This is a genomic window from Ochrobactrum sp. P6BSIII, from assembly GCF_014138065.1.
Taxonomy (GTDB): Bacteria; Pseudomonadota; Alphaproteobacteria; order Rhizobiales; family Rhizobiaceae; genus Brucella.
This window is the reverse complement of record NZ_JACGXB010000003.1, coordinates 370,115-385,609: the sequence shown is the minus strand read 5'-3', so window position 1 is coordinate 385,609 and position 15,495 is coordinate 370,115. Positions and strand designations below refer to the sequence as shown.

Genomic DNA, 15,495 nt, shown 5'->3' with positions numbered 1-15,495 from the left:
CGAATGCCTTTGACGGGAGAACAAAGTCAATTACTTTTCAGCGCCTTTCGGCATCAGATCCTCGATATCGTCGAAGATCGATTGCCATTCTTCTGGCGAAAGCTCGAAGAAATTGAAGCTACGCAGCAGAAATGCACCCTCATTGGCGATGAAGGCGAGACGCGCCCGGCGGCCTTCGGGTGTCGAAACATCAAGCCCGTTCCACTGTTTGCGATACCAGTCGCGCGTATCGTCCAGATGCTCGGTATTGGGGGTAAGGCTCGTCATCATTGCCGCGAAACGGGAATTGTCTTCCGCATCGCTGTCGCGTGTCACCTTGATATGTGCCGCGATATGCGCCAGCGAGCCGACCTCGCCCCCTTTTAGGGCATCGACTTCCGCATCAAAGCGATCGCCCCATCGCGCGATCATGGCCTTCAACAGCCCATCCTTGTTCTTGAAGCAATATTGCACGCCGCCCTTGGTCACGCCTGAAGCCTGAGCCACCGCGTCCATCGTCAGAGCCGCGACACCGCCTTCCGTGACGAGTTTTTCAGCCATGTCCAGCACGTGATCGCGATCAATCGTGCGGGGACGTCCCATCTTGTGCAACTTATTACTTTCCATACGAATGGATTTATATTATGTCATCCGGCTCGACAAGTTTAAATACAACCGTATTGAAAAGGTAAACTCCGATGTTGCCGCAAAATCGCTGGCTGGTTCTTGCAATCGTTTCCAGCGCGCTGTTCCTGATCGTCGTGGACATGACTGTGCTTTACACAGCCCTGCCGCACCTGACGCACGATCTGGCAGCCAGTGCTTCGGAAAAGCTCTGGATCATGAATATTTACCCGCTGGTCGTGGCGGGCCTGCTGCCCGGCCTCGGCACGCTGGGCGACAAGCTTGGGCACAAGCGCATGTTCATGACCGGCCTCGTCGTATTCGGTGTGGCGTCGCTTTGTGCAGCCTATTCGCCCACCCCGGAAGCGCTTATCGCCGCGCGGGCCTTTCTGGCCTGTGGCGCAGCCATGATGATGCCTGCCACGCTTTCGATCATCCGCCTGACCTTTACCGACGAGCGTGAACGTTCGCTTGCCATCGGCATCTGGTCGGCTATCGCTTCCGGCGGCGCGGCTCTCGGCCCGGTCGCAGGCGGTGTGCTGCTCGAATATTTCTGGTGGGGCTCCGTCTTTCTCATCAACGTGCCCGTTGTTGCGATTGCCCTTCTGCTGTCCGCCTACAATCTGGAAAATCGCCCGCTCGGCTCCGCGCGCAAGTGGGATCTGGTCGGCTCGATCCAGATCATGGTTGCGCTGATTGCGCTCACTTATGCGGTCAAGGAACTGGCGAAGCGCGATGCATCAATGACTGTCTTCGCAGTCGTTTTCGCGGTCGGAGCTATTGCTGCCTTCATCTTCGTGCGCAGACAGTTTTCCGGCAGAGAACCATTGATCGATTTTACGCTCTTCCAGAACCGGCTGTTCTCGATAGGCGTATTCGCAGCGCTGGTCGCCTCTGGAGCCATCACCGGCATGGAACTGGTTTTCAGCCAGCGCTTGCGGCTGATCGAGGGTTTCTCGCCCTTGCAGGCGGGTCTTGCGATTCTGCCGATTCCGCTTGCCGCTTTCGTGGCTGGTCCGCTGGCTGGCATGCAACTGCCCCGCATCGGTGCGGGCCGACTGCTGTCCGGCGCACTGGCCACCGCAGCGCTTGGCGTGATTGTCTATATCCTGACCTTCAAGGCGTCAGGCTATAGCTATCTCATCGGCCTCGCCCTGCTGGGCTTCGGTGTAGGTGCCGCAATGACCGCCGCTTCCTCGGCCATCATGGGCAATGCCCCTGCCGATAAGGTCGGCATGGCGGCATCCATTGAGGAAGTGTCCTATGAACTTGGCAATGCGCTGGGCGTCACGATCTTCGGCGGCATCCTGTCTGCCTCCTACACGGCAAGCATGGCGCTTCCAGATGGCAGCACCATTGCGCCTGTCGTTCGCGACAGTCTGGACGAAGCGCTTCTGGTCGCCCAAAATTTACCGAAGCTGGAGGCAGAAAACCTCGTTGTTCTGGCTTCAAGCGCTTTCGAGAATGCCTATGTGGCGGTGATTGTCGCGACCGCAGCGCTGTTGCTGTTTGCAACAATTGCGACCTGTTTTGTGCAGCGTCGTCGTAAGGCGATTACTGTCTAAATGACAACATGACGATCCAGCTTCACGCTATCGCAACTGCCGCGGTGGCGTGAAGCACACCAGTCTTGTAAACGATCAGCTTGGCCGAGGGTCCCGCCCCGGCAAGGGCAGCAGCTTCGGCAACCCCGTGGCAACCGATGCGCCTGAACACGGCTTCAGAGGGATTGGCGAGACGCGGCGTTTCTTCTTCGAGACGCCCGGCCTCATAGAAGCGCAAGGCGCACCCATAATGAGCCGCCAGTTCAGTCCATACGGAATCACCCGCTTTCGATGCCAGCGTGGCGATCATGTCGGGCTTGCGCAGTCCGCATTGCGATAAGACACTGCCTGCAAGGGCCATCAGCTCGCCAAGCGTCGCGCCTGAAGAGCTGCCCATTCCCAGAACGGAAAGCCGAGCCTTACGCCCCACAGGGCGAACCCCGTTGCGCCTGCTGCAATTCTTCATGCTTGATGCCCAGCACATCCGCGACGCGCTGGATCAGCACCGTTTCCGATTTGTCGATACGGTTATCGGCGCAGGCAATCGTCATCAGATCGCGCAACAGCGACAGGCGGCGTTCGGGGGCCATTTCGGCCAACATATTCGCGGCCTGCTTGGTCGTGGTTTCGTAAGCGAAATCCTTCAGATATTCGGCCACTTCCGGAATATCTTCCGCTGCGATACCGAAATTCTTGAAGGCGATTTCCTTGAAGGCCGCAATTTCAGCAGGATGCTGGTCGCCATCGGCGAACACAACATGCAAAAGCAGCAGCAATTCCGAAGCCAGCGCCGGATCATCGGCAACACGCTGTACGGCACTCTTCTTGTTCAAAAATGCGCTAATGCGGTCGAAGATGCTTTCGCTCATAGGCGCCCCTCCGGGTTCGTGGTTAGATGCACATCATTAATGCTGGCGCATCGGGAAAACAACGTTATGTTGCGACAACAGTTCCCGGACCCTCCCCATGCCAGAATTTCTCGACTCACTTACCCTGCTCCTGACGGCTGCCGCGTTCATCGCTGGCATCATCGATTCCATTGCCGGCGGCGGCGGCATGATCACCATCCCTGCTTTGCTGCTTGCGGGCATTCCTCCAGTGGAAGCGCTCGGCACCAACAAGCTGCAAGGACTATTCGGCTCATCGTCGGCGACGATCGCCTATGCCCGCAAGGGACATGTGAATATTCGCGAGCAATGGCAGGAAGCGCTTGCTTCGCTGATCGGTTCTGTTTTTGGCGCACTGCTCGCAACAGTTTTGCCAGTCGCAATCATGCGCACTGCACTGCCGCTGCTGTTGATTGCAATCGCCCTCTATTTCGCCCTGAAACCGAATATCGGCGATATCGACCGTTCCCGCCGCATCGGGCCGTTCCTGTTTGGCATGACCATCGTGCCGCTGATCGGCTTTTATGACGGCGTATTCGGCCCGGGCACGGGATCGTTCTTCATGCTGGCCTTTGTGGCGCTGGCAGGTTACGGCGTGCTGAAAGCCACCGCCCATACGAAGCTGTTGAACTGCGCCTCGAATGTCGGCGGCTTTGCGACCTTTGCAGCGGTCGGTGTCATCAACTGGAAAATCGGCATCTGCATGGGCATTGCGCAGTTCATCGGCGCACAGATCGGCGCGAGCCTTGCGATGAAGGTCGGCTCGCGCATGATCAAGCCATTGCTGATCGTGGTCAGTCTCGCGCTGGCCGTGCGTCTTTTGATGGACCCGACCAATCCGCTCCGGCAATGGGTCGGGTTCTAAACCCGTAGCGCCACCAGCACGACACCGCAGCCGATCAGCACAATGCCGAACCAGTTGATGGTCGACATGCGCTCGCCGAGAAACACCGCACCGAACAGTGCCACAAGCACAACCGAAAGCTTGTCGACGGGTGCGACGCGCGCCGCATCGCCAATTTGCAAGGCACGAAAATAAGCAAGCCAGGACGCCCCGGTCGCCAGACCGGACAGGACGAGAAACAGCCACGACTTGGCAGAAATCTCGCCCGGCCTTTGCCATTGGCCAGTTATCGTCAGAAACAGGCACAACGCGCCGATAATGACGCAGGTGCGGACCAGTGTTGCAAAGTCCGAATTGATGCCCTGAATGCCTACCTTTGCGAAAATCGCGGTCAATGCGGCGAATACCGCCGACATCAGGGCCCAGAACTGCCAGCTTGCTACCATAATCAGAACTCTATCCCCTTCTGGGCTTTCACGCCCGAACGGAACGGATGCTTGATCATTTCCATCTCGGTGACAAGGTCGGCCACCTCGATCAGCTCATCTTTCGCGTTTCGACCGGTCACGATGACGTGCTTCATCTCAGGCTTGGCTTTCAGGACTTCGACGATTTCTTCCACGGGAAGATAATCATAGCGCAAAACGATATTCAGCTCGTCGCAAAGCACAATGTCGATATCTTCATCCATGATCATGGCCTTGGCCTGTTCCCATGCGCCACGCGCCATGGCGATATCGCGGCTGCGATCCTGTGTTTCCCAGGTAAAGCCTTCGCCCAGTGCCGAAATCGTCACCTGATCGGGGAATTTTTCCAGAACCCAGCGTTCGCCCGTATCCCACGATCCCTTGACGAACTGCACAACGCCGATCTTCATGCCGTGACCGAGCGCGCGGAACACCATGCCGAAACCGGCAGTGGATTTGCCCTTGCCCTTGCCCGTATGGACAATCACCAGACCCTTTTCCTCGGTCTTCGTGGCCTGAATCTTGTCGCGCGCGGCCTTCTTCTTGCGCATCTTGTCCGCATGGCGCGCATTCAGCTCGTCTTCGGTCATTGACAGAAGTTTTTCAGATTTCTCAGCCATTTGTCGCCCTTTCCGGATTCAACTTCTGAAGATTTTCCAATATGAACCGCGCCGAATTCGAACGCGGCGCCCAGAAACCGCGCTCAACTGCATCATTCAGCTTCGCGGCGGTTTCCGCCAGCGCTGCCGGGTTCTTTTCAGCCATGAAATCATGGACCGCCTTGTCGGCGATATAGGCCTGATAGACCGCTTCGAAATGATGGTTGCCAACCTTGCCGGTGGTCGCAGCAAAGGCGAACAGATAATCGACCGTGGCCGCGATTTCCGCCGCACCCTTGTAGCCGTGACGCATCACGCCTGCGATCCATTTCGGATTGGAAGCACGCCCGCGCACCACGCGCGAAAGCTCTTCCTCAAGCGTGCGGATCACCGGCTTTTCCGGTCGCGAATGGTCGTTGTGATAAACCGTTGGCATAGCGCCGGTCAGATTTTCAACCGTCGCGGCCATACCGCCTTCGAACTGATAATAGTCATCGCTATCGAGAAGATCATGTTCGCGGTTATCCTGATTCTGCACGACAGCCTGCACCGAACGCAGGCGCTCTTCGAGAAGACCGCGCTCTGCCTGCCCCTCCTCGCCCGCGCCATAGGCATAGCCGCCCCAGACAAGCCACGCTTCCGCCAGATCATTGCGCCCGGCCCAGCCGTTTTCGTCGATCAACGCCTGCAATCCAGCGCCATAAGCACCCGGTTTTGAGCCAAACACGCGATAGCCCGCGCGGCGTTGCGCCGTTTTTTCATCGGCTCCACTGGCGACGAGACGCACCTGCTCTGCCGCCATGCGCGCCGCAATCGGATTGTCTTCCGCGTCTTCGTCCAGTACTCCCACCGCACGGACCGCCTTGTCAAACAAGGCGATCTGTTCGGGAAACGCATCACGGAAAAAACCCGATATGCGCAAGGTCACATCGACACGCGGACGCCCGAGCATGGCAAGCGGTACGATTTCGTATCCGGTAACGCGGCGCGAGGCCATATCCCAGACCGGCTTCACACCGATCAGCGCCAGAGCCTGCGCAATGTCGTCGCCGCCCGTGCGCATATTGGACGTGCCCCAGGCCGTGAGACCAAACGAGGTCGGCCATTCGCCATGGTCCTGCGTGTAGCGGGTAACCAGCAGTTCCGCCGATTTGCGTCCCAGTTCCCACGCAGCAGGTGTTGGCACAGCCCGGCTGTCGGTCGAGAAGAAATTTCGCCCGGTCGGCAGGACATCGGGCCGTCCACGCGTTGGCGCGCCAGATGGTCCCGGCGGCACGAAGCGTCCATCGAGCGCGGTCAGCAAACCTTCGACTTCTGCGGGACCACAGGCGATGACGCTGGGGCGCAGATCATCGACTATCGCTTGCAGCACGGAACCGGTCTGTTGCCAGTCTTGCGGACAAGCCTGCTCGCCCGAAACGAGCTTTGCCGCCAGAAGTTCGATACGTTCCACCGTGTCGCCCGTTATGCGCCAGGTTGCCGGGCTAACTTCAGCCAGCAATGCTGGCTTCGGCCCTGTCCACGGATCGGCCATATTGCAATCGAGGGGATCGAAACCCTCATCCAGCCCGGCATCGGTGGCAATGGCGCGCTGCAAGCTCTGGTCACCGGCACTTCCGCCTAGCGAAACAGGCACGCCACGCGGAACGCGGGCCAGTGCCACCAGAAGATCGGTCAGAAGCCGTGCCTGCGGCGCTTGCCCGAAAATATGCAGCCCGTCGCGGATCTGCATTTCCTTCAGATCACAGAGATAGGCGTCGAGCTTTTGCAGCGCCATGTCTTCATCGTCATGGTCGTGAATGCCTGCATCACGGTCGAGACCGATATCGCGCACCAGATCGAGAATCTGCCCCTTGAGGCGTAACAGACGGCGTGGATCGACGCCCGACGCTTCATAATATTCGTCGACGAGCGCTTCGAGATCCTTCAGCGGGCCATAGCTTTCGGCACGGGTCAAAGGCGGCGTCAGATGATCGATGATCACCGCGCCCGCACGGCGCTTGGCTTGCGTGCCCTCGCCCGGATCATTGACGATAAACGGATAGATATGCGGCGTCGGCCCGAACACGGCTTCCGGATAGCAATTTTCAGACAGCGCCAGCGCCTTGCCCGGAAGCCATTCAAGATTGCCGTGCTTGCCCATGTGAACAATGGCATCAACATCCGCTATCGCGCGCAGATAGGCATAGAAAGCGATATAGCCGTGCGGCGGCACCAGATCCGGCGAATGATAGCTTTCCTTCGGATCGATGTTGTAGCCGCGTGCGGGCTGAATGCCGGTCAGCGTTTCGCCGAACCGCATCAATGGCAGCGCAAAGGCGTCGCGTTCGTCGTCGAAAAAGGGATCAGCCTTCGGCTCACCCCACCGAGCCGTGATTTCCGCCTGAATCGCATCGGGAAGTTTTTTGAAAAAGCTGTTGTATTGATTTAGCGAAATCGTTTCGCGAATCTCCCGGCCATCGCGTGCGGCATTGGTCGGCCCGGCCATCAAAAGCTGCATCAGCGCATCGCTGTTCGCAGGCACTTTGCCAGTCTGATAACCCGCATCGGTCATAGCCTTGAGCGTTTCAACCGTTCCGGCAGGCGCATCCAACCCAACACCATTGCCTAGCCGCCCATCGCGGTTGGGATAGTTGGCAAGGATCAGCGCCACACGGCGCTCGGCAGCCGTCTTTCGCTTCAATCGCACCCAGTTCGCTGCGAGTTTCGCGACAAAAGCCACACGGTTTTCATCCGGCTCGTGGGTGACGATGTTCGCCTCCACCGCCGCATCGAACTGCCGTGCCGATTTGAATGAAACCGCGCGCGACAGAACGCGCCCGTCCACCTCCGGCAGCGCAACATTCATGGCCAGATCGCGCGCCAGCAATCCCTGCTGGGAAGCTTGCCAGACCGCCTTGGGCGTGCCGGAGAAAATCACCTGCAAAACCATGTTGCCACGCTTGTCTAGCACGGTCGGCTTGCGTTCTGCGCCCGGTGAGGAAATGGCAAAGCCGGTCGTATTCAACACAATATCCGGCGGGCAATCCTCGAAAACGCCATCCACCACGGCAGCAGACAGCCGATCCTTGAGGCTGGAGACGAACACAGGCAACGGATTGATGCCTTCCGCCTGCAAACCCGCAATCAACGCCTCAACCGGCTGGGTCTGGCCGCTTTGCACCAGCGCACGATAGAAGACGATCGCCGCAACGGGTGCATCCTTGATCCAGCGGCTGCGGATGAGATCGAGCGAAACCACCGCCTCGCCGGGCCACCAAAGACCCGCTTTGAGCAGCGGCGCTGCTTCGGCCGGTTTTTCGCCGCCGTCAACCAGCGCCGCACAATAATCGAGGAAGGCGCGCATATTGGAAGCGCCACCCTCGATCAGATAATGCCACAGCGCTTCACGGTCGGCGCTCGCAACCGTCGAGAAACGATCCAGCCCATGGTCGGGCTTGTCATCACCGGGAAGCACCGCAATCTTGACGCCATGGTTCACGGCGCAGGCATGAAGCGCTTCCAGCCCATAAGGCCAATAAGTCTCGCCGCCGATAATGCGCACGATAATCAGCTTTGCATGACGCGCCGTCCGTTCGACATAAGCGTCGACGGACATGGGATGCGTGAGGCTCAGAAAACTGGCAAGCCGCAGGCTTGGCCCGTCTGGCTCAGCGCGATGCGCCTGCGCAAGACTGGCCAACTCTGTGTCGGCGGCGGAAAGGAACAGAATATCACCCGGCGTCTGGCCGAGATCGACGGCCTCATTGCCGTCGCTGATCGTTCCTTTCTGGGCAAGCAGAAGATGCATTACAAAACTGCGTCTTTCACGGCCTTGGCAATGGCGGTTTCATCAATCTCATGCAGACCGATGACAACGAGACGCGTCGAACGGGCTTCATCTTTGCCCCACGGGCGGTCGAAGTAATGCTCGATACGCGGGCCGACAGCCTGCACCACCAGACGCATCGGCTTGCCCGGCACATCGACAAAGCCCTTGAGCCGCAGAACATCATGGTCCGAGATGATGGTCTTCAGCTTTTCGGCAAAGACCTTCGGGTCCGAAACAGAACCGGCTTCGACCACAAAGCTCTCGAATTCATCGTGATCATGCTCGTGGCCATCGGCATGATGGATTTCATGATGCGACTTGCGGTTGGCGATATCGTCTTCCGTACCGACGCCGAGGCCGAGCAGCACATCTGCGCCAAGCTTGCCGAAACTTGCAGGCACCATGTTGACGCGGCGCGAGGAACGCTCGGCAACGTCAGCCTTCACACTGTCGAGGCTCGACGCGTCAATCAGGTCGGCCTTGTTGAGCACGATCAGGTCGGCTGCATGAATCTGGTCTTCAAACAGTTCTTCAAGCGGGCTTTCATGATCAAGCGATTCATCGGCAGCGCGCTGCGCATCCACCTTGTCATGATCGTCTGCAAAACGGCCTTCGGCTACAGCGGCGGCATCGATAACCGTCACCACGCCATCGACCGTGACCTGCGTCTTGATCTCCGGCCAGTTGAAGGCGGCGACCAGCGGCTGCGGCAATGCAAGGCCGGACGTCTCGATGACGATGTGATCCGGACGGTCCGCGCGGTCGAGCAGCTTAGTCATGGTCGGGATGAAATCATCGGCAACGGTGCAGCAAATGCAGCCATTGTTGAGTTCGATCACGTCTTCCTCGCGGCAAGTCTCGATGCCGCAACCTTTCAGAATGCCGCCATCGACACCAAGATCACCAAATTCATTGATGATCAGCGCAATGCGCTTGCCATTGGCATTTTCGAGCAGATTACGGATCATCGTGGTCTTGCCCGATCCGAGAAAGCCGGTGATCACGGTAGCCGGTATCTTTTGACCCTGCATAAAATTATCCCTTCATCTTGAGCGGCAAACCTGCCGCCATGAAATAAACTTCGTCTGCCGCCGCAGCGATGGCTTGATGCAGAAAACCTGCATGATCACGAAATTCCCGCGCCATGCGGTTTTCCGGCACGATGCCGAGCCCCACTTCGTTGGACACAAAAACCACCGGCCCGCGGAGGGCCGGAAGCGCGGCGACCAGATCGCGCGATTCCGCGGCGATATCGCGCTCGGCCATCATGAGATTGGTGACCCAAAGGGTCAGGCAGTCAACCAGCACGAATTTCGATGATTGTGCCTGTTGCAGAAGTGCGCTCTTCAAATCGAGCGGCTCTTCTACGGTCTGCCATTGCGTACCGCGCCGGTCGCGATGCACCGCAATACGGCTTTCCATTTCTCCGTCGAAGGCGCGCCCCGTCGCCAGATAAACCGGCTGAAGCCCGGAGGCTTCAACCAGCTTTTCGGCATAGGACGACTTACCCGAACGGGCTCCGCCAAGAACAAAGGTTATTTTTCCGGGCAGAGCCACGCTATCAGCCTTCCAGTTCCGATGCGGCGTAATGCTGGATGAACCAGCCAAGCGCCAGACCGATCACCGCCCACATGAACAGGTTCGTCGCCAGCGAAGCGACCGCATATTGCGATGCGAGCAGCGACGGAATTGGCGATGCAATATCCTCTGGATGCGGCGCGCCATAGACATGCGGGGCAATAATGGCGACGAGGCCGAGCAATTTTGCCCAGATTTCGCCGCGCAGCACGATCAGATAGAGACCCACGCCGCTGAGTACGACCGTCGATATCCACCAGAGCTGGCGCTGGGCAAGATCAGCCGCAGGCATGGCCGGCAGTTCCGGCGACAGGCCGAGCGCTGGCATGAACGCCACCGCAAAGAAACCGGCCATGCCCCAGTAAAGGCCGTTCTGCACCGTGATTGGACGACCGAGCAGCAGCGCAATACCACCGAGCAGCAGGGCAAAACCAGAACCGGCAACGAGGTTGGCCAGGATCGTATTGCCAAGACGGCCAAACGGCAGTTCTGCCCCGGCTTCTTCTTCGGCTGGTGCGGCGGCTGCCGCATGATCATGGGCGGGGGCTTCGGCAGTGGCCTGTGCATGCGGCGCAGCTTCCGCCGGTCCATGACCCAGATCGTGGCTATGGCCGCCGCCAGCCTCTTCATAAACTTCCGCCTGCAGGATGAGCGGAACGGTCTTGAGATACATGGCAGGCGTCACGAGAAGCCCTGCCAGAAGGCCCGCAGCAAGCGTAGCCAAAAGATAACGGATCAACATTTTAGTCCCCCAACTGCAAAAAATCGCCGATAGCCACAGCCATCGGACGCAAAGCAGTGTCAGCTTCCTTGAAAAACACGTCTACGTTCATTCCCCACGCAAACCGGCGCGTAAACGCGGCTCGCAATGTCGATGCTAATGCATCAATGGCAGGGAAAGCCGTAAGAATGGCGGGTATCGTGCGCTGAATCGTGCAGCGTATCCGAATGCGCAAGGCCAACGCCGTAAACGAGAAAGGCGCCGAGGAGCAGGGAAACCACAGCCGTACCAAGGCGTGCAGCCAAAGGCAGAGATACAGTGGTGGAAACAGAATTATTTATACGTGCGGCCATGACAACCTCCGTGCAGGCAGCAGGGAAAAACCTCCCATGGGGCGCGGGTATAATACCCTTCTGCAACAGGCAGGTCTCCTGGCTCACGGGTCGTCGGAAATGTCACCGCCTTCCCGGAACTTTAAGTTCCAGTGGCTGCCGGTTACCCGGCCTGGCTTCATTCCTCTCCGCTCTACAGTCGCGGGGTCGGCTGCGATAAAGACGCCCGAATTGGGTCCGTCCTTCGCATTCCCTCTTGGTCCCACCGGATTCGTCCGGCGAAAACCTGTCACATGGTCGGACATTAGGCCTTTGCCACAGCACCGTCAATCGGGCCTGTGGGCATAGTTGTGGGCCAAAAGATGGGCGCGCATGCCGTGTCATATCAAAGAAAACAACGCGTCGATATCGAGACAGGCTTCCAGCCCCTCGGCCAATTCGTCGAGCGCCGTCTCGACGGTCAAACGATAATTGCCCGCGCCGCCTTCGACCCCCAGCGTGGCGAGAAATTGCTGCCGGAAACGATCCGCGCCGAAAACGCCGTGCAGATAAGTCCCCATAATCCGACCATTCGGAGAGACCGCGCCGTCATCATGATCCCCGATGCGTGCAAAAGGCCTGAACATATCCGCACCTGTCGTGCGGCCGATATGAATTTCATATCCTTCGAGTGGCGCATCATAGAGCAATGAACTCGCCTCGACATTGCGGACGACTTTTTCCGGCTCCATGATGGTTTCGATATCCAGCAGCCCCAGCCCTTCCGCTTCGCGCACCTGTCCTTCGATCCCGTGCGGATCGCGGATGCTGCGCCCCAGCATTTGAAAACCACCGCAGATACCGAGTACATGTCCGCCGCGCTTTACGTGCGCTGCCAGATCGCGATCCCATCCGTTTTCGCGAAACGCCAGCAGATCGGCAATGGTGGACTTCGTTCCGGGCAACACGACCAGCCCGGCATCGGGCGGAAGCGGCGTACCGGGCGGCACCATGACCACCTCTACAGCAGGTTCGACTTTCAGCGGGTCCAGATCGTCGAAATTGGCGATGCGCGGCAACATCGGAACCGCAACTTTCAGCGCCTTGTCGGCGCTGCGCACGGCACGCTCCAGAACCACCGAATCTTCGGCCGGCAATCTGGAAACAGCCTTGAGCCACGGAACAACACCGAAAGAAGGCCAACCGGTGAAGCGCCCTATCGCTTCCAGCCCGTCGTCGAACAGAGAAATGTCACCGCGAAACTTGTTGATGATGAAACCGCGCACCATGGCGCGATCTTCTTCCGGCAGGATTGTGTGCGTCCCTACCAGCGAGGCAATCACCCCGCCCCGATCAATATCACCGACCAGCACCACCGGCACATTTGCCCGTGTTGCGAAGCCCATATTGGCGATATCTCCGGCCCGAAGATTGATTTCCGCTGGCGAACCGGCCCCTTCTATCAGCACAAGGTCTGCACCTTCGCTGACGATGGCAAAGGATTCCATCACCGACGCCATCAGGTGCGGCTTTAGTTCCTGATAATAGCGTCCGCGCGCTTCGCCGCGCACCTGGCCCTGCACTACGATCTGGCTGCCCATATCCGTCTGGGGCTTCAGCAGAACAGGGTTCATATGCACCGATGATGGAATGCCGGACGCCAGCGCCTGTAGCCACTGGGCGCGACCGATTTCCCCACCGTCATCACTGACCGCAGCATTGTTCGACATGTTCTGAGGCTTGAACGGACGGACCTTCAATCCGCGATTGCGCGCCACGCGACAGAGCCCCGCGACAAGCACGCTCTTGCCGACATCAGACCCCGTTCCCTGAAACATAACTGCCCGTACCATCCGATCTGCGTAGCTGAAACATTAGGTCGTGGCAACGTGTTCACCCACAACTCAGTCGAAGAGCCATTGGTTCCGATGTCTTCATTACATGGGCTCGGTTGCCAGTCGTTGTTGGCATCTTAATCTTACGTCCGCTGAGAGTCCTCCCAGTCGAATATGGAAAGACGCCGAGGTATCTATTGGTGAGCATTTTCGAGGAGCCAGGACATGCCATTCAATAGTAGCCCCTTAGAAATCCCGCCAGAATGGGGGGACTACAGCCAACTCACGGCAGCTATAGCGCGACACAACGCCACCATGGCAGCGCAAAATTCGGAGCCATATTCCATCTCCACAATGTATCACTACCCAAATGTCGGCTTCGGGTCGGCACAACCGCGTATGAATAGATTATCACCGCCGCCGCCCTACTCGGCCACCCCACCGAGCTACAACAATATTTTTGGTGACCACCATCAGGATTACCGCCCCTATAGCCTTCAATCACACCATGAGAACAGTGAAACAACTCTACCTCGATTAGAATCTCCAACCCCTAGCACTATTTCTCCAAGAGGCGGTATGATGGGTAGTTCTTCTGAGAGGATTTATCGTTCACGCAATAGGCAAATTGAAACAAGAGCACCTACTCCATACTATTTAGATGACCACCGTCCTCTTCCAATTAACGCCGTTTATCACGAAACACATGTTTCTATGCCACAACACACTTCACCGAACGTCAGTCCATCGCCCCAGAACGGCTTAAGAAACGGTCCGCCTCGCTATGACGACATATATGGGGCGTTGCCTTATGGAGAGCTTTCAGAGCCTTATGTGACGCGACTGTAGTGCCAATCAGTATTTGCCAGAATTTTCGGCGCCCATCTACGCGGGTTACTATTCATCAGCCGGTCCGCGTCAAACGTTGCGCGCCACAATCTCCAAAGCCAATGCACATCGAGCGGATTCCTCAGCGCCTCATCATCCCCTTGATCTATGCAAAAATGCGCATCAGTTTATTACAAATGTGAGCAAGATTATTCCAATGGAGCGTTGGCAGTTCTCCGGTCTTATGCTCTAGTCCAGCTCAGAGGAGCGGTACTCATAGGGAGGAAACCATGGATGCTGGCGAACAGAACCAGTTCGAGCTGAATGAAGAACAGCTTGCCATTCAGGAGATGGCGCGCGGCTTCGCCAGCGACCGGATTGCACCCCATGCGCTGCAATGGGACCGCGACAAGCATTTCCCGGTTGATGCGCTTCGCGAGGCCGGATCGCTCGGCATGGGCGGCATCTATGTCCGCGAAGATGTCGGCGGATCAGCGCTGAAACGCATGGATGCGGTGCTTATTTTCGAGGCGCTTGCCGCCGCCTGCCCGTCATTCTCGGCCTTTGTCTCCATCCACAACATGGCTGCGTGGATGATCGACACATTTGGCAACGAGACGCAACGCCAGCAGTTCCTGCCTGATCTGACATCGATGGATCGGCTGGCCAGTTATTGTTTGACTGAACCGGGTTCTGGCTCGGATGCCGCAGCCCTTCGCACCCGCGCCACGCGGGATGGCGACCATTATGTCATCAATGGTGCAAAGCAGTTTATTTCCGGTGCCGGAGAGACCGACATTTACGTCACCATGGTGCGTACCGGCGAGGACGGTCCGAAAGGCATTTCCACGCTTGTTGTGCCAAAAGATGCACCCGGCCTGTCCTTCGGCGCTAACGAATACAAGATGGGCTGGAACTGTCAGCCGACGCGAACAGTCATTTTCGACAACTGCCGCGTACCGGTGGAAAACCGGCTTGGCGACGAAGGCACAGGCTTCAAGATCGCTATGGCCGGTCTCGACGGTGGACGGCTGAATATCGGAGCCTGCTCGCTTGGCGGCGCGCAATCTGCACTCGACAAGGCGCTTGAATATTGCGGCGAGCGCAAGGCCTTCGGACAAACAATAGACCGTTTTCAAGCCTTGCAGTTTCGCCTCGCGGATATGGAAACGGAGCTTTCAGCTGCACGGCTGCTGCTTTACGCCGCCGCAAGCAAGCTCGACCGCAAAACCCACGATGCTGGCAAATGGTCAGCCATGGCCAAGCGGTTTGTAACCGACACCGGCTTCAATGTCGCCAATGAAGCGCTGCAGCTCTTTGGCGGCTACGGTTATCTCCACGATTACGGGATCGAAAAGCTGGTCCGAGACCTGCGCGTGCACCAGATTCTGGAGGGGACCAACGAAATCATGCGCGTGATCATTGCAAGGCATATGATCGGCCGCTGAACAGCACTTATACGGAGGA

Annotated in this window: 14 protein-coding genes and 1 riboswitch; of the genes, 3 read left to right on the top strand and 11 right to left on the bottom strand. The window is 58.0% G+C overall.

The annotated features are described in order from the left end of the window. Positions 1 to 30: 30 nt before the first annotated feature. Positions 31 to 591 carry a TetR/AcrR family transcriptional regulator gene (locus FHW00_RS06105; protein WP_445557944.1) on the bottom strand — a complete coding sequence of 187 codons (561 nt, stop codon included), beginning with the start codon at positions 589 to 591 and terminating at the stop codon, positions 31 to 33. Between the two features lie 86 nt (positions 592 to 677). Here FHW00_RS06105 and FHW00_RS06100 point away from each other — a divergent pair, with 86 nt between their 5' ends. Further along, positions 678 to 2,168, top strand: a complete 1,491-nt coding sequence (locus tag FHW00_RS06100) for an MFS transporter (protein ID WP_078339311.1) — start codon at positions 678 to 680, stop codon at positions 2,166 to 2,168. Between the two features lie 22 nt (positions 2,169 to 2,190). On the opposite strand, the gene FHW00_RS06095 is transcribed toward FHW00_RS06100, so the two are convergent. After that, positions 2,191 to 2,544: a cobalamin biosynthesis protein gene (locus FHW00_RS06095; RefSeq protein WP_078339312.1), complete on the bottom strand. Its 354-nt coding sequence runs from the start codon at positions 2,542 to 2,544 to the stop codon at positions 2,191 to 2,193. Positions 2,545 to 2,566: 22 nt separating this feature from the next. Then, complete coding sequence (locus FHW00_RS06090; protein ID WP_078339313.1) at positions 2,567 to 3,016, bottom strand: tellurite resistance TerB family protein; 450 nt, start codon at positions 3,014 to 3,016, stop codon at positions 2,567 to 2,569. Positions 3,017 to 3,113: 97 nt separating this feature from the next. Between FHW00_RS06090 and FHW00_RS06085 the strand changes: the two genes are divergently transcribed. Next, complete coding sequence (locus FHW00_RS06085; RefSeq protein ID WP_078339314.1) at positions 3,114 to 3,899, top strand: TSUP family transporter; 786 nt, start codon at positions 3,114 to 3,116, stop codon at positions 3,897 to 3,899. Here FHW00_RS06085 and FHW00_RS06080 read toward each other — a convergent pair. The 8 genes from FHW00_RS06080 to FHW00_RS06045 form a co-directional block, all read right to left on the bottom strand. Continuing rightward, complete coding sequence (locus tag FHW00_RS06080; protein ID WP_078339315.1) at positions 3,896 to 4,324, bottom strand: EamA family transporter; 429 nt, start codon at positions 4,322 to 4,324, stop codon at positions 3,896 to 3,898. The genes FHW00_RS06085 and FHW00_RS06080 overlap by 4 nt on opposite strands. A 2-nt stretch (positions 4,325 to 4,326) precedes the next feature. Then, complete coding sequence (cobO, locus tag FHW00_RS06075; protein ID WP_078339316.1) at positions 4,327 to 4,965, bottom strand: cob(I)yrinic acid a,c-diamide adenosyltransferase; 639 nt, start codon at positions 4,963 to 4,965, stop codon at positions 4,327 to 4,329. Next, entirely contained in the window at positions 4,958 to 8,734 is a 3,777-nt protein-coding gene (gene cobN, locus FHW00_RS06070) for a cobaltochelatase subunit CobN (protein ID WP_078339317.1), read from the bottom strand. The genes cobO and cobN overlap by 8 nt, the downstream gene beginning before the upstream one ends. Beyond that, positions 8,734 to 9,786: a cobalamin biosynthesis protein CobW gene (gene cobW, locus FHW00_RS06065; protein ID WP_078339318.1), complete on the bottom strand. Its 1,053-nt coding sequence runs from the start codon at positions 9,784 to 9,786 to the stop codon at positions 8,734 to 8,736. Before cobW ends, cobN begins: the two co-directional genes overlap by 1 nt. Before the next feature lie 4 nt (positions 9,787 to 9,790). Beyond that, positions 9,791 to 10,312 (bottom strand): bifunctional adenosylcobinamide kinase/adenosylcobinamide-phosphate guanylyltransferase, encoded by a 522-nt coding sequence (gene cobU / locus FHW00_RS06060; RefSeq protein ID WP_078339319.1) that lies wholly within the window; start codon positions 10,310 to 10,312, stop codon positions 9,791 to 9,793. 4 nt (positions 10,313 to 10,316) lie between these two features. After that, entirely contained in the window at positions 10,317 to 11,075 is a 759-nt protein-coding gene (locus FHW00_RS06055) for a CbtA family protein (protein WP_078339320.1), read from the bottom strand. Between the two features lie 143 nt (positions 11,076 to 11,218). Then, positions 11,219 to 11,407 carry a CbtB domain-containing protein gene (locus tag FHW00_RS06050; RefSeq protein WP_078339321.1) on the bottom strand — a complete coding sequence of 63 codons (189 nt, stop codon included), beginning with the start codon at positions 11,405 to 11,407 and terminating at the stop codon, positions 11,219 to 11,221. Between the two features lie 51 nt (positions 11,408 to 11,458). Next, a riboswitch (cobalamin riboswitch) is annotated at positions 11,459 to 11,691 on the bottom strand. A 75-nt stretch (positions 11,692 to 11,766) separates the two neighbouring features. Next, the gene (locus FHW00_RS06045) at positions 11,767 to 13,218 is read right to left on the bottom strand and encodes a cobyric acid synthase (protein ID WP_078339322.1); all 1,452 of its coding nucleotides are present in this window, start codon (positions 13,216 to 13,218) and stop codon (positions 11,767 to 11,769) included. Positions 13,219 to 14,318: 1,100 nt separating this feature from the next. Between FHW00_RS06045 and FHW00_RS06040 the strand changes: the two genes are divergently transcribed. Continuing rightward, positions 14,319 to 15,476: an isobutyryl-CoA dehydrogenase gene (locus FHW00_RS06040; RefSeq protein WP_078339323.1), complete on the top strand. Its 1,158-nt coding sequence runs from the start codon at positions 14,319 to 14,321 to the stop codon at positions 15,474 to 15,476. The last annotated feature ends 19 nt before the right edge of the window (positions 15,477 to 15,495 follow it).

What these genes read in the sequence shown, in the direction of transcription:
- cobN (WP_078339317.1), bottom strand. Translation starts at nt 8,734, where the DNA reads ATGCATCTTCTGCTTGCCCAGAAAGGAACGATCAGCGACGGCAATGAG.
- FHW00_RS06040 (WP_078339323.1), top strand. Translation starts at nt 14,319, where the DNA reads ATGGATGCTGGCGAACAGAACCAGTTCGAGCTGAATGAAGAACAGCTT.
- FHW00_RS06080 (WP_078339315.1), bottom strand. Translation starts at nt 4,324, where the DNA reads ATGGTAGCAAGCTGGCAGTTCTGGGCCCTGATGTCGGCGGTATTCGCC.
- FHW00_RS06045 (WP_078339322.1), bottom strand. Translation starts at nt 13,218, where the DNA reads ATGGTACGGGCAGTTATGTTTCAGGGAACGGGGTCTGATGTCGGCAAG.
- FHW00_RS06055 (WP_078339320.1), bottom strand. Translation starts at nt 11,075, where the DNA reads ATGTTGATCCGTTATCTTTTGGCTACGCTTGCTGCGGGCCTTCTGGCA.
- FHW00_RS06085 (WP_078339314.1), top strand. Translation starts at nt 3,114, where the DNA reads ATGCCAGAATTTCTCGACTCACTTACCCTGCTCCTGACGGCTGCCGCG.
- cobO (WP_078339316.1), bottom strand. Translation starts at nt 4,965, where the DNA reads ATGGCTGAGAAATCTGAAAAACTTCTGTCAATGACCGAAGACGAGCTG.
- cobW (WP_078339318.1), bottom strand. Translation starts at nt 9,786, where the DNA reads ATGCAGGGTCAAAAGATACCGGCTACCGTGATCACCGGCTTTCTCGGA.
- FHW00_RS06100 (WP_078339311.1), top strand. Translation starts at nt 678, where the DNA reads ATGTTGCCGCAAAATCGCTGGCTGGTTCTTGCAATCGTTTCCAGCGCG.
- FHW00_RS06090 (WP_078339313.1), bottom strand. Translation starts at nt 3,016, where the DNA reads ATGAGCGAAAGCATCTTCGACCGCATTAGCGCATTTTTGAACAAGAAG.
- FHW00_RS06095 (WP_078339312.1), bottom strand. Translation starts at nt 2,544, where the DNA reads ATGGGCAGCTCTTCAGGCGCGACGCTTGGCGAGCTGATGGCCCTTGCA.
- FHW00_RS06050 (WP_078339321.1), bottom strand. Translation starts at nt 11,407, where the DNA reads ATGGCCGCACGTATAAATAATTCTGTTTCCACCACTGTATCTCTGCCT.